Consider the following 20,497-nt stretch of genomic DNA (forward strand, 5'->3'; position numbering starts at 1 on the left):
TCGACGTACTATTACCTGAACTTAACACGCCCGGTCCTCTTTCGGGATGTGGATGAACCCAATGAAACACGACCTATACACGGCCGACGACTTTTTGCTGGACGATAGTTTTGTTGCCTACCGACAGGGTACTGACCCGGCGGCAATAGCTTACTGGACGGAATGGCAGCGTCGAAAACCGGACAACCTCCCGGCGTTTCGGGAAGCCGAACGGCTGCACAGTGTGCTCAGTGGCCACAAACCGGGTCTGGAAGCGTCCTTGCAGGAATTGAAAACCCTGCTGGCCGACCGCCAATCGGACACCGCCCCCACTGTCGTCGATTTTCAACCCGTACGAACCCGTTTCCAAACCGGCTGGTGGGTCGCAGCGGCTTCGGTTCTGGTTATGCTGGGATTGGGTGGTTACTGGCTCTGGCAGAACCAGACGGTTTCGTATCGCACCGACTACGGCCAGCAAAAAACGATTACCCTGCCCGATGGTTCGACCGTTACACTCAACAGCCATTCGGAACTCAGCCACCGACGACATTGGGCATCCGGCGAAAACCGGGACGTCACACTCACCGGCGAAGGCTATTTTTCCGTCCGCCATCTGGAAGCCCATGTGCCGTTTCGGGTACACAGCCAAGGCGCGTTCACGGTTCAGGTTCTGGGTACGGAATTTACCATGACCAGCCGCAGCGACCTCAACCGCGTGGTGTTGAACCGGGGCAAAGTACAGGTCAGTGGTTCAGACCGCAGTCCGGTGTTGACGCTGATGCCGGGGCAACTGGCCGAGCTTGACACCGCCACCGGCCAGCTACTCCGTCGGGAGGTATCGGCGGAACGCTACAATGGCTGGCTTCGAAATCAGATCATTTTCGACGAGGTCACCCTTCCGGAAGCCGTTCGGCAGGTGGAGGAGCAGTTTGGGATTGACGTTCAATTCGATCCGGCGGAGGCCGGTAGTCGGCGGTTTTCGGGCATTTTACCGCTGAAAGATCCCGAAAAAGTATTGAATACACTGGCGGTTTACCATCAGTTGAAAGTAAATAAAAAGGGAGATGCCTATTTGCTGAACCGGTGAAGGTGCTGCGACAGATTTTCAGGTTGGCCCACAAACCGTTCCGGGTTGGGCTATGCGGTATGTTGATCGGGTCACTGCTGACCGGAACGCAGACCCGTGCCCAGTCGGCGCAGACCCTGGAAGAGTTATTGAAGACCCTGAACCAGAAGCGCGGGACGTATTTTTTATACGATGAAAAGCTGCTGAAAACCATCCGGGTAACGGCCCCGATCCCGTGGAAAGCCGACACCCGAACCCTGCTGGAAAACGCCCTGTCGGGAACCGGCCTGACCTTCCGGCGGGTCGACGACTGTTACCTGATCGAACCCGCAACGCGCCCGTTGCCCCGCCCCCAGCCCACTGGCCAGACGCCTGTGCGACGGTTTACGATTAGCGGATTTGTGCGGGAAAAAGGGAGCCGGGAGCAGGTAAACGGCGCCAGCGTTTACGTCGACAAAACCGTCGCCACCACCAATCCGTATGGATATTACTCCCTCACGATCACAGAACGCGACACCGTGGATCTGGTGGTTTCGATGGTAGGCTACCGGCGATTTTACCGGCAACTGCCCCTATCCGGCTCGGTTTCACTCGATATTGAACTGACGGCCAACACCTTGCTGGACGAAGTGGTTTTGACCAATACGGCCGGAGCGCGGGCGTTCAGTTCGTCGCAAACGGGCCAATTGACGCTCCCGGCCCTCCAGATTCGGAACACCCCGGCTTTGCTGGGTGAAAAAGATGTCCTGAAAACGCTGCAATTCGTGGCGGGTATTCAGCCGGGACTGAGTGGTCAGGTCGGCCTGCACGTTCGCGGGGGTGGTGCCGATCAGAACCTGCTCCTGCTGGACGAGGCCCCGGTTTACAATGCCAATCACCTGTTCGGTTTTTTTTCGGCTTTCAACGCCGACGCGCTGCAAACCGTCACGCTGCAAAAGGGCGGGTTTTCGTCCCGGTATGGGGGCCGACTGTCGTCGGTAGTCGACATGTCCATGCGGGAAGGCAACAAACAGCAATGGCATGGCGCAGTCGGAACGGGCATCGTGGCCTCCCGGCTTTTGCTCGAAGGCCCGCTGATCCGTGAGAAAGCGTCGTTTCTGCTCGCGGCCCGGCGCTCCAACCTCAGCCCAATTCTGGGCGACTTCGTCGCGTCGGTCATTGAAGATTATTCCGGAACCAACTGGCGAGCCAACTTCTACGACCTCAACGCGAAAATAAATTTCGATCTAAACCGGCGTAACAAGCTCTATCTCAGCGGCTATTTCGGGCGAAACTACTTTGGCGGTGGCGACAGCCTGAACCGGTCACAACGCTGGGTGAACGTGTTGACCTGGCAGAACCAGACCGGGAATCTGCGCTGGAATCACCTCTTCTCCGAAAAATTATTCAGCAATACCGCGCTGGTTTTCAGCCGGTACAACTTTGAAACGCACCGGAAAAACATCAGCACCGAAGGCGAAACGTCCGGACAACTGACGGATTTGTGGCGGTATTTTGATGGCATCACGGATCTGACCCTGAAAACCGACTTTGACTATTTTCCCTCCGCCAACCACCACCTTCAGTTTGGTCTGATCAACACCGTTCGGGCCTACCGGCTCAATGGTGTTCAGGTTGTCACGCTCTCGGCCCTCGGCAATCAGTCGGGTCTGGAAAAAACCGAATCGGTCGAAACAGCCGCCTACGCCGAAGACCACTGGACCTTCGGCAAACGCATCAAACTCAGCGCCGGGGGGCGCATCATCCGCTACCACATCCGGCAAAAGGCCTTCCTGCGGGCCGAACCGCGCGTTTCTGCGGCCGTACAGATTCGGGAAAAGCAGGCAGTTCGGGCTTCCTTTTCCGACATGAACCAGTTCATTCATTTGCTGTCCAACACGGGCCTGGGCTTACCAACGGATTTGTGGGTACCGGCCACCGACCTCATCAAACCGCAGCAGTCACGGCAGGTCGTGCTCGGGTTCATCCACGATTTCAACCCGCGCTGGCAACTGACCGTGGAAGGCTACCGCAAGTGGATGCGCCACGTCATCAGTTACCAGGAAGGCGCGGACTTCATCGGCATCACCAGTGCCGTTCGGGCCAGTGAGGTCAGTTGGGAGCGCAACATCACCGCCGGCAATGGCCAGGCATCCGGCCTAGAAACAACGTTGCAATCCCGCTCGGGACGCCTGACCGGATCGCTCAACTATACCTGGTCCGTAACGCGCTGGCAGTTTCCCGAACTCAACAACGGCAACGCGTTTTATCCCCTGCACGACCGCCGTCACAGCGTTTCCGTCACGGGTTTGTATACCTTCAGCCCCCGGCTTCGGTTGTCGGCGGCCTGGACGTTCAGCTCCGGCAACCCGTTTTCGGTACCGGTTTCGGGCGTTCCCAGTTTCGGTCATCTGGGACTCGGCAAGGCGGATCTGGTCATTACCCCAACGGAACAACTGTTCGGCACCGAATCACCACTGGTGCAGGTCAGGACTTCGTTCAGCAACTTCCGGGCCGAAGCCAACCACCGGCTGGACGTGAATCTCCAGGCCGATTTAGGGCGTCGGCGGTTTAAACACCGGGTGGAATTGGGAGCCGTCAACGCCTACGGACGCCGAAATCCGTTTTCGTACAACCTGATGATCAATCCCGCCGGGCAGCTTTCGCTCCGTCGGGTGGCTTTGTTTACGTTTGTTCCATCGCTCAACTACCTGATTTCATTCTAAGCCGATGCGCACGCTCCTCTCCCTGGTTCTGATCATTTTGACGGGTAGCTGCATTCGCTCGGTCGATGAATTGTCCGTGGACGCCCTGCCCATCGACCGGGTGACCAAACCCAACATAATCTGTTTTATCTCCCCGCAAGACACGGTTTTGGCGGCCAAAATTGCGATGTCGGAACCCCAGATTGTGTCCTCCTTTGCGCCATCGCTGGTGGTGAAAGATGCGGTGGTGTTCCTGAGCGACAGCACCCGAACCATTCAGTTGATCTATGACGACAAGCTGAACTATTACCGTGCCTTACCGCAGGGCCGGTTTTCTATCCGGCCGGGTGTGACCTACCGGCTGACGGTGAGCATGACCGGAAACCGCCGGGTGACGGCAGAAGCCACCGTCCCCCACGCCGTTCCCGTCAGCCGGATCGCCCTCGACTCGGTGGTTACCCGGAACAGCGCCAATGCCGCTCTGACCAACTACACCACGACGATTTTCTGGAATTCTCCGGATAAAAAAACCGCTGAAAATCAAACCAATTATTACCGGGGCTGGGCGGAAATCGATCAATCAATTTGCGAAGAAGGCACCGGCCGTGTTCTGGAAAACCGGCTGGGTCGGCCCACGTTCTTTGTAGACCGCGAAACCGGCCGCGCTGGCGTTGAGCGACTGATGACGGGTTCGCATTCGCTGCTCACCGCGCCGAACACGATCACCCGGACCAACCGGATTCGGGTGGGTCTGCTGACCACGGACGAAAATTATTACCGCTACCACACCACGCTGCGGGAGCAGTTTACCAACCAGGGGCAGTATTTTGTGGAACCGACGGTGTTGTTTTCCAACATTGCCGGTGGCTACGGTGTGTTTGCCGCCTACAATGGCGCGTATGTCACCCTGAATGATCCCGCCAGTATCATCAACTAAAACAAAGTCGGCCGATCAGATTTACCCAACCGGCCGACTGTCTCGATGGCATTCTTATTTCAAATACCGGAAGTCCTCGTTTCCTTTTACTGCCAGCAGCGTTTCGTAGATCAGCTTGATCACCGCCTGAACGTCGTCCATATGAACGGTTTCAACCGTGGTGTGCATGTATTTGAGCGGCAAAGAAATTAGGGCAGAAGCACTGCCTTCGGCGGCATAGGCAAACGAGTCGGTATCGGTTCCGGTGGAACGGCTAACTGCCTGACGCTGAAAGGCAATCTCCTTGTCCTGTGCCACCTGAATGATAAAATCCCGCACCTTGTTCTGAACTGCCGGGCCGTAGCAAATCACCGGGCCACCACCGGCTTTCAGGTCGCCCTGCTCCTTTTTGTCGTATTTGGGCGACTGTGTGTCGTGCGTCACATCCGTAATAATCGCCAGGTCGGGCTTCAGCCGCCGGGCAATCATTTCGGCCCCCCGAAGGCCAATTTCTTCCTGTACGGCGTTCACAATGTAGAGGGTAAAAGGCAGTTGCACGCCGTTTTCCTTCAACTGGCGGGCCACCTCGGCAATCATGAAACCGCCCATCCGGTTGTCGAGTGCCCGACCGACGTAATACCGGTTGTTCAGCTCGAAAAGTCCTTCGGCAAAGGTGCAAACCGTCCCGACGTGAATGCCCATTGCGAGTACTTCGTCTTTCGTCAGGGCACCCACGTCGATGAACAGATCCGTCACTTTCGGAGCCACGTCTTTCGCCAGATCACGCACGTGAATGGCCGGCCAGCCAAATACACCCTGCACCTGACCGTTGGCTGTGTGCAGATTCACCCGCATCGACGGCGCAATCAGCGCGTCGGAACCGCCGTTGCGCCGGACGTAGATGTAACCGTCGTCGGAAATAAAATTAACAAACCACGAAATTTCGTCGGAATGCGCTTCGATTACCACTTTGTAAGGCGTCTGATCGGCGGGCGTTGTGCCATTGATCACCCCAACGACGGTTCCGTACGTATCGACAATGTACTCATCAATATACGGTTTGAGGTAATCCAGCCAGATTTGCTGTCCCGACGATTCGAAGCCCGTGGGCGAGGCATTGTTGAGGTAGGTATAAAGAAAATTTTTACTGGATTCGGTCATTCGATTTGAAACAAGTTAAGTGCTATTTTTCAAACCAAACAAAAACGGTCGACAATTCCCACCTTGCCGACCGTTTTTTAAAGGGGTATTTTCTAAAATGCCACCCGGTAACTCAAAACCGGAATCAGGGGCGTCATGTAACTGGTTTTGATTAAGCCGGTGCGGGGTTCGAAATACTGCCCGAAAATGTTCTGCCGGTTGGTCGCATTCTGAAGGTCCAGCGACAGCGTGCGGGTCGAATGCGGGCGGTTTCGCTTCCAGCTCAGCCGCACATCGGTCCTGAAATAATTGGGTAACTTTTGGGTATACGACTGACTGTCCACATACACCGTCTCCTGTTTACGAATGGACTCGGCGATGTCGATGGGTGTGGTCCGGTAACCGCCGTAATAAGTCAATTTCAGGTTCAGCCCCAACACATTCCGGCCCGATTCGCCCAGTACCCACTCCTTTCCGCCCTGAAAACTAAAGGCGTATTTGCCGTTAAACCGGGTGTCGCGCCAGACCCCGTCCGACCCCCGATACCGCGAATCGTAGAGCGAAGACGACAGCAGAAAATAGACGTTGTTGTGTAAAAACTGTTCCAGCGTCAGTTCCAGGCCGTAATTTTTGCCAACGCCTTTGTTCACAAGCCGGTCGGTGGTCAGGCCATCGATGCTGTTCACCATCGCGAAAGCATCCTTCGTGTCGGCACTGATCGGAATATTGAACAACGACTGGTAATACGATTCGGCTTTCACGCGGAGGTGGTCGTTGAGCAACCAGTCGTAGGCCAGCACCAGATGGTGCGAGCGCGTAAAGCCCAGATTCCGGTTGGTCGGTGCACCATTTTCCGTCGGTTGGGCCGCAAAATAGGTCGCCAGGTTCTGAATCTGACTGTGTAGCCCGTAGCCCAAACTCACCGAATGGCCCGGCACAAATGCCCAGCGCACCGATCCGCGGGGTTCCAGCGCATCCGTCTTATTGAGCATCAGCCGGAGGTAATGCAGCCCGGCGTTGAACGTCAGTTTTTCGGTCATGCGGTAATTCCACTGCCCGTAAGCCTGTACCGTAGCCGTCTCGTCGTCCGTCTGAATTTGCGTGGTGAGCGCGTTTTGCCCTTCCAGTCGCTCCTTCCGCTCCAAATTGAAACCCAGAACCGAACCCGTCACACCGGCGCGCAGCGTGTGTTGGGCGTTGAATTTATAGGTCAGGGTTGAGGAAGCGATCTGTTTCCGGATGCGGTAGGCTTCGCGCATTTGCAGCAGCGGCACATATCCGGTTTCCAGTGATTCATTTTCGTAACCGGTTTGGTAGCCCGAGAAAAGCGTAACGGTTTTCAGAAAGGCTTTTTTGCTGAGACTGATCGAATGCGTGGCACCCACGGCACCGGTTTTGGCAAAAAAATGGTCGTTGTAACGTTCATAATCATTTTCCCACTTTGTGGAATCTTTCACCGCGTCCATGTCACTGTTGCTCAGACCGCCAAAGCCGAAGACCGTAAAATTGCCCGCTTTCCCCGCCGGAAGGTACAGATTAAAGGATAAGTCCTGAAAAACATTGGCTGCTCCGCCAATATTGACCCCTATTTTTGACAACAAACCCAGGGTCGAATACCGGTAATTGAAGAGGTACGACCCTTTGTAGTTTTTGGAAAACGGCCCTTCACTCGCCACATCGAGCCCCAGAACACCCGCCTGAATGGTGTGTTCGCGTTTGGCATTGTTGCCTTTTCGCAGTCGCAAATCGAACACGCCGGAGAGTGCATTGCCGTATTCGGCCGGGAAAGCGCCCGTCATGAAGTCCGAATTGGCCAGAAGTTGGGCACTCAGGATGGAAATGCCGCCCCCGGCTGACCCCAGGTTGGCAAAGTGGTTCGGGTTCGGAATTTCGACGCCTTCCATGCGCCAGAGCAAACCCGTCGGAGCGTTGCCACGAATCACGATCAGGTTACTGCCATCGTCGGCACTGACCACCCCGGCGTAGGCCGTCGCCATCCGGGCCGGGTCGTTGACGGCGGCCGCAAACTTCTGGGTTTCTTCCACCGAGAACGTCCGGGCACTCACGGCGGCCATCTCGTTCAGCGGTTTGTCCTTCTCGATTTGCGGCCGAACCGTTACTTCGTTCACCGTCACAATGGCTTCTTCGAGGGCCACGTTGAGCACCAGTTCTTTCCCGGCATCGACCACGATGTTCGATAAAATCAGTTCTTTATAGCCCAGACTGGTGATTTTCAAACTGTGTCGCCCCACCGGGATTTGCGTCAACCGAAACGATCCGTCGGCGTCGGTGGTGATGCCTTTGATCGGATTGGCGTTTAACATAAGAACCGTTGCGCCGGGCAGGGCGGTTTGCAGGCTTTGGTCGACGACGGTTCCCCGAATGGTTTGTGTGTAAATTTGTGCGTGGGCATTTTGCAGGAAAACGCCTGTCATTAGCGCAAGAATCAGTGTCCGAACGTGCATGAGTAGTTGTTGTTGTAGGTATGCCGTCATGACAGTTACCTTGTCCACAACCCCTATTCAGTTGCTGTTTTTTTATTTCACCTGAAACCGTATTTCTTTCTCCATTAAATGCTTATTCTTTCCGAACCCGATCCCTTTCGTCCATCGATCCGGCATTTCGTTGGCTCTTTTTATTCGCATGTATATCGCCAAACGACCGGGAATACGTGAGTTTTAGGATAGGCGATTGGGTGGATTCCGTATTGACCTGAACGTGGTTTTTAATTGAGAAGGCTTCCTGCGTTAGCGTTCCGTAATAAGGATTGATTTGAAGGGTTCTTAAAATATCCGAAATCGACAATTGAAAGCTTCCGGCATCGTTTTTTAGCTCCTTTTTAACACCCACATTTAAAGCACCAAATCCGGTCACTTTTATAGACCCATTATAAGCGGTTGAGTTATACCATCCTGATAATTCAGCCGAAAAACGAGCGGGCAGTTTAAACGTTTGGCTAAAATTGACTGAACACCCGAAATACGATTTTTCGACCGGTATCCGGGTGTGTTCGACGCGAAATTGCCGCAAACCGCCTACAAAACCAGCATTCATCGTCCACCAGTTGCTAACCTTCCAGGGAAGACTGGTTTGAAACGTCAGGTTATTCTGCCAGGCCAGGTTTTGCGGGGAAACATACAGCAAATTCCGGGCTTCCCGTTCGGTGATTTGATAGCGGGCAATGGGATGCTTGTCGCGGCTGAAAAGCAGGGAAAACGAATAGCCCCGGAACGTATACCCAAGTTTCAGGTTGCTGGTAATCGTCGGTTTTAAAGCCGGATTTCCGGTGTATACGGCAGTAGGATCGCTATACAACACGAAGGATGCCAGATCATTATATGAGGGGCGGCTGATTCGTTTGGTATACGAAAGCTGCCATTCCGCGTTTGGATTGACTTTTTTGGTAAGCAACACCGTGGGAAACCAGGCTCCTAACCGCCGATTGATTGTATTTTCGCCGGTTTTCAGGTCATCCATCCGCGTATGTGAATATTCGTACCGAATCCCAGCGGCCAGTTGAATCGAGGCATTGAGTGGGGTATTGACCGATGCGTAAGCCGCCCCGATTCGCTCCTTCATCCCAATCGTAGTGGCCGTTTCAGACCGACCGATCCATACCCCATCAACCTGACTCTCGATCCCCGAAACGCTGGAACCGCCGGAATAGGTCGCTTTCAAACCGGTTTCAATTCTTAGTTTTGGAGTTATTGGTTTGGTATAATCGACTTTCAAAACGCCCACGCGGAATAATGTATGAGCGAAACTTTTCTGACGGGGAGAAAACAGACTATTATCCGTACCAACCGGTGTTCCGTCCCGGTTTTGAAATGTATTTTTCACCTCAGAAGGATTATCGTTTTTGAAATATAAATAATCCAGATCGGTCGTAAATTTTTCACCCGGTCGCAATTCCCGTTCCACATAAATCGTAGAGGTAAACGTATTCCACCGGTTAACACCTTTCACCTCGCCCTTAAACAGCAGAAGCGAATCGGGTAAAATGGTGTAGGTAGCTCCGGCATGTCGATTGGAAGATGTGGTATTCCGGTTGAAATTACTACTCCCCCCGACGCCGGTTTTTGCGTTGATTTTATAATCGATTCCTACGGTTGCATTGTGGTTATTTTGCACCGCCGTTGTGGTGTCCCAGGCCACGACATCCAGTCGTCCGCTGAACACCGGCATGTCCTGCGAACTCAGAATAAACAGGTCCGTATGCGTCCGGTCGTGGGAAAATAAATACGAGCCGTACAGACCCAGTTTTTCGGTATGATGAGAAAGCGAAACACTGCCACTTCCTTTTTCCCCCCAGCCATATCCGCCCGTTACGGCCCCGGAACCGTTCATGCCGCGTTGTTTATTTTTCCTGGTAACGATGTTGATCAAACCGGCGTTTCCTTCCGCGTCATACCGCGACGGGGGCGTGGTCAATAACTCGATCGTTGAAATCTCATTGGCACTCATGCCATTCAGCAAAGAGACCACCTGCGCCAGCGGGAGTCGCATCAATTTCCCATTCAGCATCACCATCACCCCGTTTTTCCCGTTCAGCATCAGGCTGTTGTTCTGGTAATCGATCACCACGCCGGGCGACCGCTCCAAAACGCTTAAAACCGAACTTCCTTTGCTCATCAGGCTACTTTCCACGTTGACGATGGTGCCGGCAACCTGCTGTTCGAACAGCGGTTTTTCCGCCCGAACCACCACTTCGCCCAGTTGCCGGGTATCTTCCCGCATCATTAGGGTTCCAAAATCTTTGCCCAATTGTGAAGCTGTCAGTTCAAAAACCGTCGAATGCCAGGTCTGGTATCCCACGCTCGTAAACCGCAGGAGGTAGGTTCCGGGCGTACTGTCATCCATTCGAAACACGCCCTGTTCGTCCGTTAACGAGCCTTTGACCAGGGTGGAATCGACCGGATTTAAGAGGAGAATGTTGGCAAATGGAATGGGTTGCCCCGAGGAGGTTGTGAATTGGCCGGACAGTTGACCAAAACCGTTCGCCACCAGGCAACCGGTGAACAGGCAGGAGAAAAAAAATCGCATCATCGGTAGCTGCTGTTTTCAGGGTGATCGATTTTCACCGCAACACCGTACAAACCGGGTTACCGCTTCAATCGACCGACAAGAAAGCTGTTGCAGAAACCATTCAGAAACCCCGTTGACAACCCGAAGAATCGGATTGACGAACGACAACATTTCCGGCAAAATGAATAGAAAGGCACAATTAAATGAAGCGGAAAGCCTTTCATATAGCCACGCCACCCCTTTGTCAATTAGTTCAGGCGTTTCGTATCGAAATTGACTAAATCCGCAGCGAATTGGGTATTTTGGGTATGGGTTAATCATTTCTGAAATGAACGCACTGGCACTCGGCATATCAAACCAGCACTGGTTTTTTAAATACAGACTCTACCACATTCCGTTCTGGTTTCTCTACAATTATCTCTGGTGGGCCATTGCCTTGGGCAATCCGTACAAAGCCGCTGCCAATATTTTTTTTACACCCTTTTCCGTAAAGTTTCTTTTCTACTTCATTTTTCAGGCGCTGGCAGCCTATTTCAACCTCTATTTTCTGATCCCGAAATACCTGGAGAAAAACCGGCTTCTGGCGTATATTACATTGCTGTTGCTGACCATCGTGGCTGCCTCAATATGCATCATTCCGGGGTATTATCTAAGTGCTCATCTGTCCGAAAAAACGTTAAACGAATTATACGGAGGTGGCTCCGAAGCGGACTGTTTTTACCGATTTCTGAACAATGCTTTCTCGTCTACCGTGGCGAGTATGACGCTGGCGATGAGTATAAAATTGACCAAAAACTGGGTGGAAACCCGGCAACGGCAGCAACTGCTCGAAAAGGAGAAACTGGAGACGGAACTGAAGTTTTTAAAATACCAGTTCAATCCCCATTTCCTGTTTAACACCATCAACTCCATCTTTTTTCTGATTCATAAAAATCCGGATATGGCGTCGGATTCGCTGGCTAAATTTTCGGAATTATTGCGGCATCAACTATACGAATGCAATGACCAGAAAATACCATTGGCCAAAGAAATTACGTATCTGGAGAATTTTATCGAACTGGAAAAACTCCGTCAGAACAACAACATCGAGGTCACTTTTCAGACGGATTTTCAACAAAATGAACCCCTGGAAATTGCCCCGTTCATTCTGATGAATTTTGTAGAAAATGCGTTTAAACACGTTTCGAAACAGGCCGACCAACCCAACTGGATTCGGATCGATCTCCGGCTTGAAGAACGCAGGCTATCTTTTGCGGTTTCCAACAGCACCTCTCCCGGTAGCGCCGACGATGTGCTGAACTACGGCGGTATTGGCATTAAAAATGTGCAGCGAAGACTGGATTTAATCTATCCGGATCATTACGTTCTCTCTATTCTGAACCGGGATAACCGATTCGATGTGCAACTCCAACTAACCTTATCAGAACTGGAAATCCGTCACGTTCTGGAAACGGCGACCTGAAGATACAAAAGGTGATGATAAAAGAACGATGTTTTAAAAACCGCATCCCATGATGAATTGCGTAATTATTGATGATGAACCGTTGGCCCGGGAAGGCATTGCCAATTATGTGCGGGAGATTGATTTTCTGAATCTGGTCCAGACCTGTCAAAATCCCGTTGAGCTGATTAAGCTGCTGGACGAACACCGGATCGATTTGCTTTTTCTGGATATTCAAATGCCGAAAATGAACGGGATTGATTTCCTGAAAATCGCGCAAAATCCGCCGATTGTGATCATCACGACGGCCTTTCCGAGCTACGCCCTGGAAAGTTTTCAGTTGAACGTGCTGGATTATTTACTGAAACCCATCACTTTCGACCGGTTTTTTAAAGCGGCCAACAAGGCCAAAGAATACTTTCAGCTTGTCACAAAATCAGCCTATACCGACCTTCAAAAAGCGGATCAAAATGCTGATTATTTCTTTATTAAATGTGAAAATAAATACGAAAAAATCCAGCTTGATGACATTCATTATATTCAGGGACTTCAGAATTACGTCACCATCTATACCCGAAAAGGGAAGTATGTAACGTTGCTTTACCTGAAAAATCTAGAGCAGAATTTAGACTCGAAATCATTTATCCGGGTGCATAAATCCTACATTGTTTCCATCGATAAAATTGATGCCATCGATGGAAATGAGATTGTCATTCAATCGCACCGCATTCCCATCAGCCGACATTACCGGGAGCAGATTCTACAGCAGGTCGTGAAAACGAAGCTTTGGATAAAATAGACGTTACCGGTTGCAAAACCGCAAAGCCGCCTGAAAACCGACCCAGCCCGTCGAAAACGTATTCACCAGGTTGCTGGAATTGTTGAAGAGTGGCACATCGAAGCGGGTGGCCGGTTTGGCGCGGGTGTAGTCACTCAGGTATAAATTGACGGAAGGCCCAACGGCGAGAGCAATGCCCCGGGTCAGTTTTTTCTCGATTCCCATGTTCAGGCGAACCAGTGTGTTCCACTCGCCCCAATTGAACTGATCATCCGCGCTCAGCACGTTTCCGGTCAGGTCAAAATTCAGCATCCAGCCGCGTTTCAGGTCCACCGCCGTTCCCAGGCCGTAGCCCAGACTCCAGAGCGGTTTTCCAGTCATGCCCAGATTCGAGCCGCCGGTGAAGATGTTGTAGAACCGCTGAACGCCGGTTTTGAAAGTCAGGTTGGTGGTCATTACCTCGTCCGTCGAAATCTCCAGCCGCCGGTAGCCGTTTTGGTGAACGTAACTGAACAGACCAAAAGGTGTCGTTTCCGACGAACCAGCAATGTTGACCAGGGCAATCTGGTGACCCCGAACCACCTTCGTTGCGTAGTTCAGAAAACCGCTGAGTTGCCAGCCCGCCAGTTCGCCCACAGCAATGTTGGTGAAGCCCGCCAGCTGAAAACCCGCCATGTTTCCACCGGCTATGTTTCCGTACCCCGACAACTGAAAACCGGTCATCGAGCGGGCGGCAATGTTGGTGAAGCCCGCCAGTTGAAAACCGCTCATGTCGTCGACAGCGATGTTGCCAAAACCGGCGGCCTGAATGCTTTCGGACATTTTGCCCATTGTCATGTTGTAAAAACCGGCCGCCTGAATGCCCTGCACGTTTCCAATCACGGTGTTGCCAAAACCGGCGGCCTGAATGCCCAGCACCTCGCCCCGTACCCCATTGAAGAAACCGGCCGCCTGTACCCCACTCAGGTTTTCGCCCACGACATTGGCAAAACCGGCGACCTGAACCCCACCGACATCGCCCCGAACCAGGTTCATAAATCCACCCACTTCCAGGGCCGTAACACCCAGCGAGTATCCGGCAACCAGGTTCAATGAGTACTGGTTGATGACCCGCCCGCTCAGTGTGTGGTTGGTGCCTACAAACGGGAAGAGCGAAAACTGAATGTCGCGGTAAATGGTGTCACCTGCCAGGTTGGCGTCGTGAACGGCCTGTCGGGTCGATTTAAACCAGTCGGCAAAATCGTTTGTGGTTTCTTCCAGCACCGACTTGCTGCGGTCCCAGATGGTGGGACCGGGCGTGTTGGTGCGGGGTGCGGGCGTCGAATCGACCGGAATGGTCACGGCGACCGGCTGCGCCAGGATGGGCGTCGGTCGCGTGGTGTCGATCGACGTCCGGACGGTCATGGGTTGCAGAGCCGTTTGCGAAGGCAGGGGCGTCATCCCAATGTCGAGTTTATGGGTCTGCCGGGCGTTGATGGAGACGGTTTCGGAGAAATAATATTTCCGGCGAACCTCCAGCCGCACCGATGGAATTTCGGTCGACAATTTAATACGGTAGTAGCCGTACGGGTTCGAAACGGTAGACGCCAGCGTTGTTTTTTCGTAAATACTGACCTGACTGACCCGTTGCCCGGTTTGGCGGTCGGTGATATACCCGTCCAGAATGAAACTTTTGGGTGCTTCGGCGGGCGGTTCTGCTTTTTGCAGGATGATGTGGTTCCCGCGCGATTTGTAGGTGATGGTTCCCCGAAAAATCTGGTTCAGCAAAGCCCGGACGGAGTTGGTGGTCCGCAAACTCAAGGTACTGTTGGGATTGATGAGGGCGGCATTGTAGGCAAAGGAAAATTGACCTTTGTTACTGATTATTTTCAGGGCATTATCGATTCGCTCGTTGGTAAAATCGACCGAAACAACGCGCTCCAGGGGTGGAGTCGACTGGGCAACGGTTTTATGCAGTAAACCACAGGAAATCAGCAGGAAGAGGAAGATACGGATTGGGTACATCGTCAATGGTACGTTTGGGTTGAAGACACCCTGAAAAGTCGTTACCCCTATGCAGGCAAGCATTCTTTGACTCATTCCTTGCACTCGTAGCCCGCTTTACCCTCTAAAGTAATGCGGTTGCCCTCCCGTTTAATGAGTAAACCCATCGCTTCCGCCGTAATTGACAGGACATTATCCAGTTTTTCATTCTCGAAAGCCAGGGTAGATGTAAATTCGCAACGGCCTAACCGTTCGTTTGCCAGATGAATATCAGCATGATACACCTCGTTGAGTGTCTCCACAATTTTGCTCAGGGGTTCTCTGTCAAACACCAGCCGCCCGGTTTTGAAGGCCATGGAATTGGCGTCGAACCGGAGTGCTTTGATGAGGGTGTCTTTCTTCGCGTCAAAAACCGCCTGTTCATCTTTGACCAGCGTAACTTCTTTGGTTTTGGTAGAAAATTTCACTTTTCCGGTACGAACCGCCACCCGCACGTCCGCCGTATACGCCCGAATGCTGAATGACGTTCCCAACACCTGAACGGTCGTGTTGCGAACCTGAATCCGGAAGGGTTTGGTCGGGTCGGGTTTGATATCGAAAAAGGCTTCGCCGGTCAGTTGAACCTCGCGGCTATCGTCGGCAAATGATTCGGGATAGGTGAGCTTACTGTCGCGGTTCAGCAAAACCCGGCTGCCATCAGGCAGAACTTTCTCAATTTTCTGATCGGCGGTCACGGCAGCCACCTGAGCTACCGGAACGGTTTCGGTTTCTTTCGTGAAAAACCACAGCAATCCCGACAACAAAACCACCGTTGCGGCCACGGCCCACACCGGCGATTGCCACCAGCTACGGGTCCGGTTGCTCCGAACCGGCGTAACAGGCAACGGTTTTATGACGGATTCCGGCGGGGCTTCTACCGGTTTTGTCGGGCTGAGTTTATCTTCGGTTTCGGACGAAGACCGCATTTTGCCCCGCATTTTCTGCCAGGCCGCATCGGTATTGACCGGAATCGACGGCGATTGGGCTTTCTGGCTCAGCTTCCCGGCCGTATCCCAAATCCGCTCGAAGCGGTCGAATTCCTGACGCTCGGAGTTGTCCTGATCCAGCCAGCGCTGTACCCGTTCCGACTCGGCAGCATCGGTCTCCCCGGCCAGGAATTTCCCCAGCAGGTCGTCGTCGATTCGGTTTTCGGGTTGATCAGGCATTTATTTTTTAGAGTAAAGATTCAAGACATGAGATTAGAGATAAAATGATTTTCAGTGAAATACCTGTTTTTTTAGTCTATATTCTCTTGTCTCTCCTCTACCTTCTTAATTTAAAAAAAGTACCATCAAAAGCGGCAGATAATCCGCCAGTTCGGTTCGTAAAATGCGCAGGGCTTTCCCGATCTGGTTTTCCACGGTTTTGATGGAAAGCCCGAGTTGATCGGCAATCTCCTGGTACTTCATCTCTTCAAACCGGCTCATCGCAAAAATCAGCCGGCATTGTTCCGGCAACCGCTGAATGGCCACCTGCAAACGTTCCGACAACTCGTCGGCAATCAACGTCTGCATGGGCGCTTCCGCCGACGACTGGAACATCTCGACCTCGTAAGCCGCCTGCTCGCGGTGTTCCGACTGCACCGACAAATGCCGGATGCGGTTCAGGCAGCGGTTGTGTACTGAACGATACAAATACGACTTCAGCGAAACCGTAATTTCCAGGGTGTCGCGTTTTTCCCAAACCGCCAGAAAAACCGCCTGCACCGCTTCTTCGGCATCATCCCAATCGTGCAGGAACGTGCGGGCATACTGGCACAACGATGCGTAATGGTGCCGGAACACGGCCTCAAACGCGGGTTCGTCGCCCAGTCGTATCGCATGAATTAATTCCTGATCGGTCCGTTGCACGTAGTTGCGTCCGTTTTTTCGTGGCAAATCTACTACTCTTTTTTGAACCCGTATCTACTGCAACTACCGGTATGACACCCAAATGGTTGATTCCCCCCATGAATGGTAGATTTTTTTTTCTAAACGGTAGTGAATTTTAACCCGCCAAACCCCAAAGTGCGCTAAGCGAGCCTGGGAACAGGAAAAGTGGGATTACTGGCAGGCGTTGTGTGGGTGTTGAGCGAATGAGATGCTGGAAGCAACCAGGTAAATGCCATTACAGAGCCCCGGCAAAAAACGGGTCTAAAAAGTCTTTCAGGGGTTTTAAGACAGGATTAATTGGATCAATATTCCAGTGTCTTACTTCACGATAATCTCTTTTTCGCTCTTTAATTTTCTCTTTTTGCGAATCAGAATCGTCCAGCAAGGCTTCCAGATAGGCGTAAATTTTAGTTTTTCGGGCTGGGGTGGTGAATTTGCCGGTATTTGTCATCGCGGTTTCTTTGGATTTCAAACAATCTTCATACGCTTGCCAGCAATCAAAAATCACTTGATTTCCGGGATGAATCAACGACTCAAGCAAGGTCTCTAAATCGCCATCCAACTCATTATTGGGAAACAAGAAAAATCTAAAACCGTGAATTTGACTATGTGCAAGCAAATTGGCGTGATTGACAGAAAACTCGTCCGCATCAAAAATGACCAAAGCTGATTTACCGGTTATCGCTAATGTTTGAAATATAGGGATGAGTCTTTTCAATTTATTGGCGCTATCGAATGCATCTTTACCTTCCAGTTCTAAAATGTCACCGGCTTTGTACATGCTTCCAAGAGCCATTTCCACTCCATACCATTCAAAAATCAAGTCCTGCAAAAACTTTTGATCAGCAACTCCCTCTACAAAAATCTGTACCGGACTCATAATTTTCCTCCACGGGTGTTAAAGCCAATGTTTATTGCATATTCGAATTGCTCAAAGTCATAGGTAATTGCTTTCACCTGCCCTTCTGTATCTTCAATCATTGTAATGTTGCGAGCATCAGACTGAAATTGCTTCATGTCGTCATCCTGCAAAGCTTCAATGAAAGCTTGCTGGCATTCCAGGCTATGAGTTGTGGCAAAAAGTTGGACACTATATTTGCTATGAGCATTTATTACAGCTTTCCAAAAATCTTTCAATTTACTAAAATGAATACCGTCTCCAATCTCGTCAATCATTAAACGGTGCCCCTGCGCAACTATAATTTCTAAAAATATTCTTGTTGCTTTTACAGTTCCATCACCAAACATTGATAATGGACGAATCGTATTATCATTCTTTAAACTAACGCCTAACACTTCGTGAGAGCTCGATAATTTGTGTGGTCTAAATTCCTCAAGATCAACTATAAAAAAACTAACTTCCCTTTCCAATTCTTTCCGAAGAGCTTTATTTGAATTATAAAATTTATAGTACACATCCAATACATCTCCTTTATATCCTATATTTGCCGGAATATAAGGCAAATAATTTTTCTCATTTGGCTTTAAATTAATAGATAATCCTTCAAAATACGCAGGCATTATTGATTGATCTTTTATAACATAATTATCGGAATCATAAGTACCTATCAACCAATTGTCTGGAACAATATTAATCACTCCATTTTTTAGCAAATACTTTTCATCGTCATCCAATTCACGATGAGGCTTCAACAAAAAAGTTAGATGAAAATCTTCATAGCCTTTAATAATTATCCTTACTGGCTTATTAATATCTTTATAAATAAATTGCCAGAAATCAGTTTGTTGAATATCTTGATAAGTTATATTCTTACTTTCAAGCTCAAAAGTCCCCCTAAAAGAAAAGGAATTATAGTAGTTTATGGCATGCTTAAAAATATCATTTGCATCAAACGTCAACGCTTCCAAAACCGACGTCTTCCCCACATTATTATCCCCGACAATCAAATTAAATTGCCCCAGATTGGACATTTCAAACGAATCGAACCGTTTGAAATTCTCAATCTTGAAGTAGGTTAAATGCTGCTTTTCCATTTCGCTACGTGATTCGGTTTACAACGGAATATTCCCGTGTTTTTTCTTCGGCAAGGTCGCCACTTTGTTTTCCAGCATCTGAAACGCCCGGATCAGTTTCTGGCGGGTTTGCTCGGGGTAAATCACCTCGTCGATGTAGCCCCGGTGTGCCGCCCGGTAGGGGTTGGCAAACTTGGTGGTGTAGTCCAGCACCTTCTCCTGCAAACGGGCCTGCGGATCGGCGGCTTCGGCAATTTCGCGTTTGAAAATGATCTCGGCGGCCCCGCTTGCTCCCATGACGGCGATTTCGGCAGTCGGCCAGGCGTAGTTCATGTCGGCCCCGATGTGCTTGGAATTCATCACGTCATAAGCTCCGCCGTAGGCTTTGCGGGTAATGACCGTCACGCGCGGAACCGTCGCTTCGCAGAAAGCGTAGAGCAGTTTCGCGCCATTCGTAATGATCGCGTTCCACTCCTGGTCGGTGCCGGGCAAAAAACCGGGGACATCTTCCAGCACCAGCAGCGGAATGTTGAAACTATCGCAAAACCGCACAAACCGGGCGGCTTTGGTGCTGGCGTCGATGTCCAGAACCCCCGCCAGAATCGCCGGTTGATTCCCAACGACGCCAATGCTGCGCCCCGCCAAGCGGGCAAAACCAACGACGATGTTTTCGGCAAACGCCTTATGGACTTCAAAAAAGCTGCCGACATCCACAATTTCCTCGATCACCTCGCGCATGTCGTACGGCTGATTCGGGTTTTCGGGAATGATCGCGTTCAGTTTCGGGCGGTTTTCGTCCGCCGGTTCATACGGCAGCCGAATCGGGTCGTCCTCACAGTTTTGCGGAACGTAGCTCAACAGTTTTTTGATGTATTGGATACATTCCAGTTCGTTGGCGCAGGCGAAATGCGTGACTCCGGATTTGGTGCTGTGCGTGCTGGCCCCACCCAGTTCTTCCGCCGTCACGTTTTCGTGCGTCACGGTTTTCACCACGTTCGGCCCGGTCACGAACATGTAGGACGTGTTTTCAACCATCAGAATGAAATCCGTGATGGCCGGCGAATAAACCGCCCCGCCCGCGCACGGCCCCATCACCGCCGAAATCTGCGGGACGACGCCGGAAGCCAGCGTGTTGCGGTAAAAAATATCGGCATATCCGGCCAGCGACAATACGCCCTCCTGAATCCGGGCGCCCCCCGAATCGTTCAAACCGACCACCGGCGCGCCGTTTTTCATGGCCAGATCCATGATCTTGCAAATCTTCTCAGCATGGGTTTCGGACAGAGCCCCCCCGAAAACCGTAAAATCCTGCGCAAAAACGTAGGTCAGTCGCCCGTGGATGGTGCCGTAACCCGTCACCACACCGTCACCGAGGTAGTGTTCCTTGTCGAGTCCGAAATCGCGGGTGCGGTGCATGACGAACTTGCCGATTTCCTCGAACGAACCTTCGTCGACCAGCAGGGCAATGCGCTCGCGGGCGGTCAGTTTCCCCTTTTTATGCTGAGCGTCGATGCGCTTCTGACCTCCGCCCAGTTCGGCTTCAGCATTTTTATGATCAAGAATTTCGGTTTTGGCTGACTTAATTTCTGCGTCCATGCAAG

14 protein-coding genes are annotated in these 20,497 nt (G+C 51.5%); 5 read left to right on the forward strand and 9 right to left on the reverse strand.

Translation table 11 applies throughout. From position 1 onward, the window contains the following. Positions 1-61 precede the first annotated feature (61 nt). Genes FH871_RS05850 through FH871_RS05860 form a run of 3 tightly spaced genes read left to right on the forward strand, consistent with a single transcriptional unit; the run spans position 62 to position 4,666 of the window. Complete coding sequence (locus FH871_RS05850) at positions 62-1,066, forward strand: FecR family protein (protein ID WP_171062769.1); 1,005 nt, start codon at positions 62-64, stop codon at positions 1,064-1,066. Next, a complete protein-coding gene (locus FH871_RS05855; RefSeq protein ID WP_138990415.1) occupies positions 1,063-3,750 on the forward strand; it encodes a TonB-dependent receptor in 2,688 nt (895 codons plus the stop codon). Before FH871_RS05850 ends, FH871_RS05855 begins: the two co-directional genes overlap by 4 nt. 4 nt (positions 3,751-3,754) lie before the next feature. Beyond that, on the forward strand, positions 3,755-4,666 hold the full coding sequence (locus FH871_RS05860) for a DUF4249 domain-containing protein (RefSeq protein ID WP_138990416.1): 912 nt from the start codon (positions 3,755-3,757) through the stop codon (positions 4,664-4,666). Between the two features lie 54 nt (positions 4,667-4,720). On the opposite strand, the gene FH871_RS05865 is transcribed toward FH871_RS05860, so the two are convergent. From FH871_RS05865 to FH871_RS05875, 3 genes are all read right to left on the reverse strand, one after another. After that, on the reverse strand, positions 4,721-5,806 hold the full coding sequence (locus FH871_RS05865) for a M20/M25/M40 family metallo-hydrolase (protein WP_138990417.1): 1,086 nt from the start codon (positions 5,804-5,806) through the stop codon (positions 4,721-4,723). A 92-nt stretch (positions 5,807-5,898) separates the two neighbouring features. Further along, positions 5,899-8,250 (reverse strand): TonB-dependent receptor, encoded by a 2,352-nt coding sequence (locus FH871_RS05870; RefSeq protein ID WP_138990418.1) that lies wholly within the window; start codon positions 8,248-8,250, stop codon positions 5,899-5,901. A 112-nt stretch (positions 8,251-8,362) separates the two neighbouring features. Beyond that, positions 8,363-10,831, reverse strand: coding sequence for a TonB-dependent receptor (locus FH871_RS05875; RefSeq protein WP_138990419.1), 2,469 nt, complete (start codon positions 10,829-10,831; stop codon positions 8,363-8,365). Positions 10,832-11,138: 307 nt separating this feature from the next. On the opposite strand from FH871_RS05875, the gene FH871_RS05880 reads away from it, so the two are divergent. Together FH871_RS05880 and FH871_RS05885 are read left to right on the forward strand one after the other, a co-directional pair. After that, positions 11,139-12,272: a sensor histidine kinase gene (locus FH871_RS05880; RefSeq protein ID WP_138990420.1), complete on the forward strand. Its 1,134-nt coding sequence runs from the start codon at positions 11,139-11,141 to the stop codon at positions 12,270-12,272. Positions 12,273-12,321: 49 nt separating this feature from the next. Then, positions 12,322-13,050: a LytTR family DNA-binding domain-containing protein gene (locus tag FH871_RS05885; RefSeq protein WP_138990421.1), complete on the forward strand. Its 729-nt coding sequence runs from the start codon at positions 12,322-12,324 to the stop codon at positions 13,048-13,050. A 3-nt stretch (positions 13,051-13,053) separates the two neighbouring features. On the opposite strand, the gene FH871_RS05890 is transcribed toward FH871_RS05885, so the two are convergent. From FH871_RS05890 to FH871_RS05915, 6 genes are all read right to left on the reverse strand, one after another. Then, the gene (locus FH871_RS05890) at positions 13,054-15,033 is read right to left on the reverse strand and encodes an STN and carboxypeptidase regulatory-like domain-containing protein (RefSeq protein ID WP_138990422.1); all 1,980 of its coding nucleotides are present in this window, start codon (positions 15,031-15,033) and stop codon (positions 13,054-13,056) included. 71 nt (positions 15,034-15,104) lie between these two features. Then, complete coding sequence (locus FH871_RS05895; protein ID WP_138990423.1) at positions 15,105-16,217, reverse strand: FecR family protein; 1,113 nt, start codon at positions 16,215-16,217, stop codon at positions 15,105-15,107. 105 nt (positions 16,218-16,322) lie between these two features. Further along, entirely contained in the window at positions 16,323-16,928 is a 606-nt protein-coding gene (locus tag FH871_RS05900) for an RNA polymerase sigma-70 factor (RefSeq protein WP_229317087.1), read from the reverse strand. A 229-nt stretch (positions 16,929-17,157) separates the two neighbouring features. Further along, positions 17,158-17,802, reverse strand: a complete 645-nt coding sequence (locus tag FH871_RS05905) for a DUF3226 domain-containing protein (RefSeq protein ID WP_138990424.1) — start codon at positions 17,800-17,802, stop codon at positions 17,158-17,160. Then, positions 17,799-18,917, reverse strand: a complete 1,119-nt coding sequence (locus FH871_RS05910; protein WP_138990425.1) for an ATP/GTP-binding protein — start codon at positions 18,915-18,917, stop codon at positions 17,799-17,801. Before FH871_RS05910 ends, FH871_RS05905 begins: the two co-directional genes overlap by 4 nt. Before the next feature lie 18 nt (positions 18,918-18,935). Then, positions 18,936-20,492, reverse strand: coding sequence for an acyl-CoA carboxylase subunit beta (locus FH871_RS05915; RefSeq protein WP_138990426.1), 1,557 nt, complete (start codon positions 20,490-20,492; stop codon positions 18,936-18,938). Between the last annotated feature and the right edge of the window lie 5 nt (positions 20,493-20,497).

This window comes from Larkinella sp. C7 (genome assembly GCF_006149005.1).
Classification (GTDB): Bacteria; Bacteroidota; Bacteroidia; order Cytophagales; family Spirosomataceae; genus Larkinella.

Excerpts from the sequence above, each read along its gene's own strand:
- FH871_RS05850 (WP_171062769.1), top strand. The coding sequence starts at position 62 with ATGAAACACGACCTATACACGGCCGACGACTTTTTGCTGGACGATAGT.
- FH871_RS05860 (WP_138990416.1), top strand. The coding sequence starts at position 3,755 with ATGCGCACGCTCCTCTCCCTGGTTCTGATCATTTTGACGGGTAGCTGC.
- FH871_RS05865 (WP_138990417.1), bottom strand. The coding sequence starts at position 5,806 with ATGACCGAATCCAGTAAAAATTTTCTTTATACCTACCTCAACAATGCC.
- FH871_RS05870 (WP_138990418.1), bottom strand. The coding sequence starts at position 8,250 with ATGCACGTTCGGACACTGATTCTTGCGCTAATGACAGGCGTTTTCCTG.
- FH871_RS05875 (WP_138990419.1), bottom strand. The coding sequence starts at position 10,831 with ATGATGCGATTTTTTTTCTCCTGCCTGTTCACCGGTTGCCTGGTGGCG.
- FH871_RS05880 (WP_138990420.1), top strand. The coding sequence starts at position 11,139 with ATGAACGCACTGGCACTCGGCATATCAAACCAGCACTGGTTTTTTAAA.
- FH871_RS05885 (WP_138990421.1), top strand. The coding sequence starts at position 12,322 with ATGATGAATTGCGTAATTATTGATGATGAACCGTTGGCCCGGGAAGGC.
- FH871_RS05890 (WP_138990422.1), bottom strand. The coding sequence starts at position 15,033 with ATGTACCCAATCCGTATCTTCCTCTTCCTGCTGATTTCCTGTGGTTTA.
- FH871_RS05895 (WP_138990423.1), bottom strand. The coding sequence starts at position 16,217 with ATGCCTGATCAACCCGAAAACCGAATCGACGACGACCTGCTGGGGAAA.
- FH871_RS05905 (WP_138990424.1), bottom strand. The coding sequence starts at position 17,802 with ATGAGTCCGGTACAGATTTTTGTAGAGGGAGTTGCTGATCAAAAGTTT.
- FH871_RS05910 (WP_138990425.1), bottom strand. The coding sequence starts at position 18,917 with ATGGAAAAGCAGCATTTAACCTACTTCAAGATTGAGAATTTCAAACGG.
- FH871_RS05915 (WP_138990426.1), bottom strand. The coding sequence starts at position 20,492 with ATGGACGCAGAAATTAAGTCAGCCAAAACCGAAATTCTTGATCATAAA.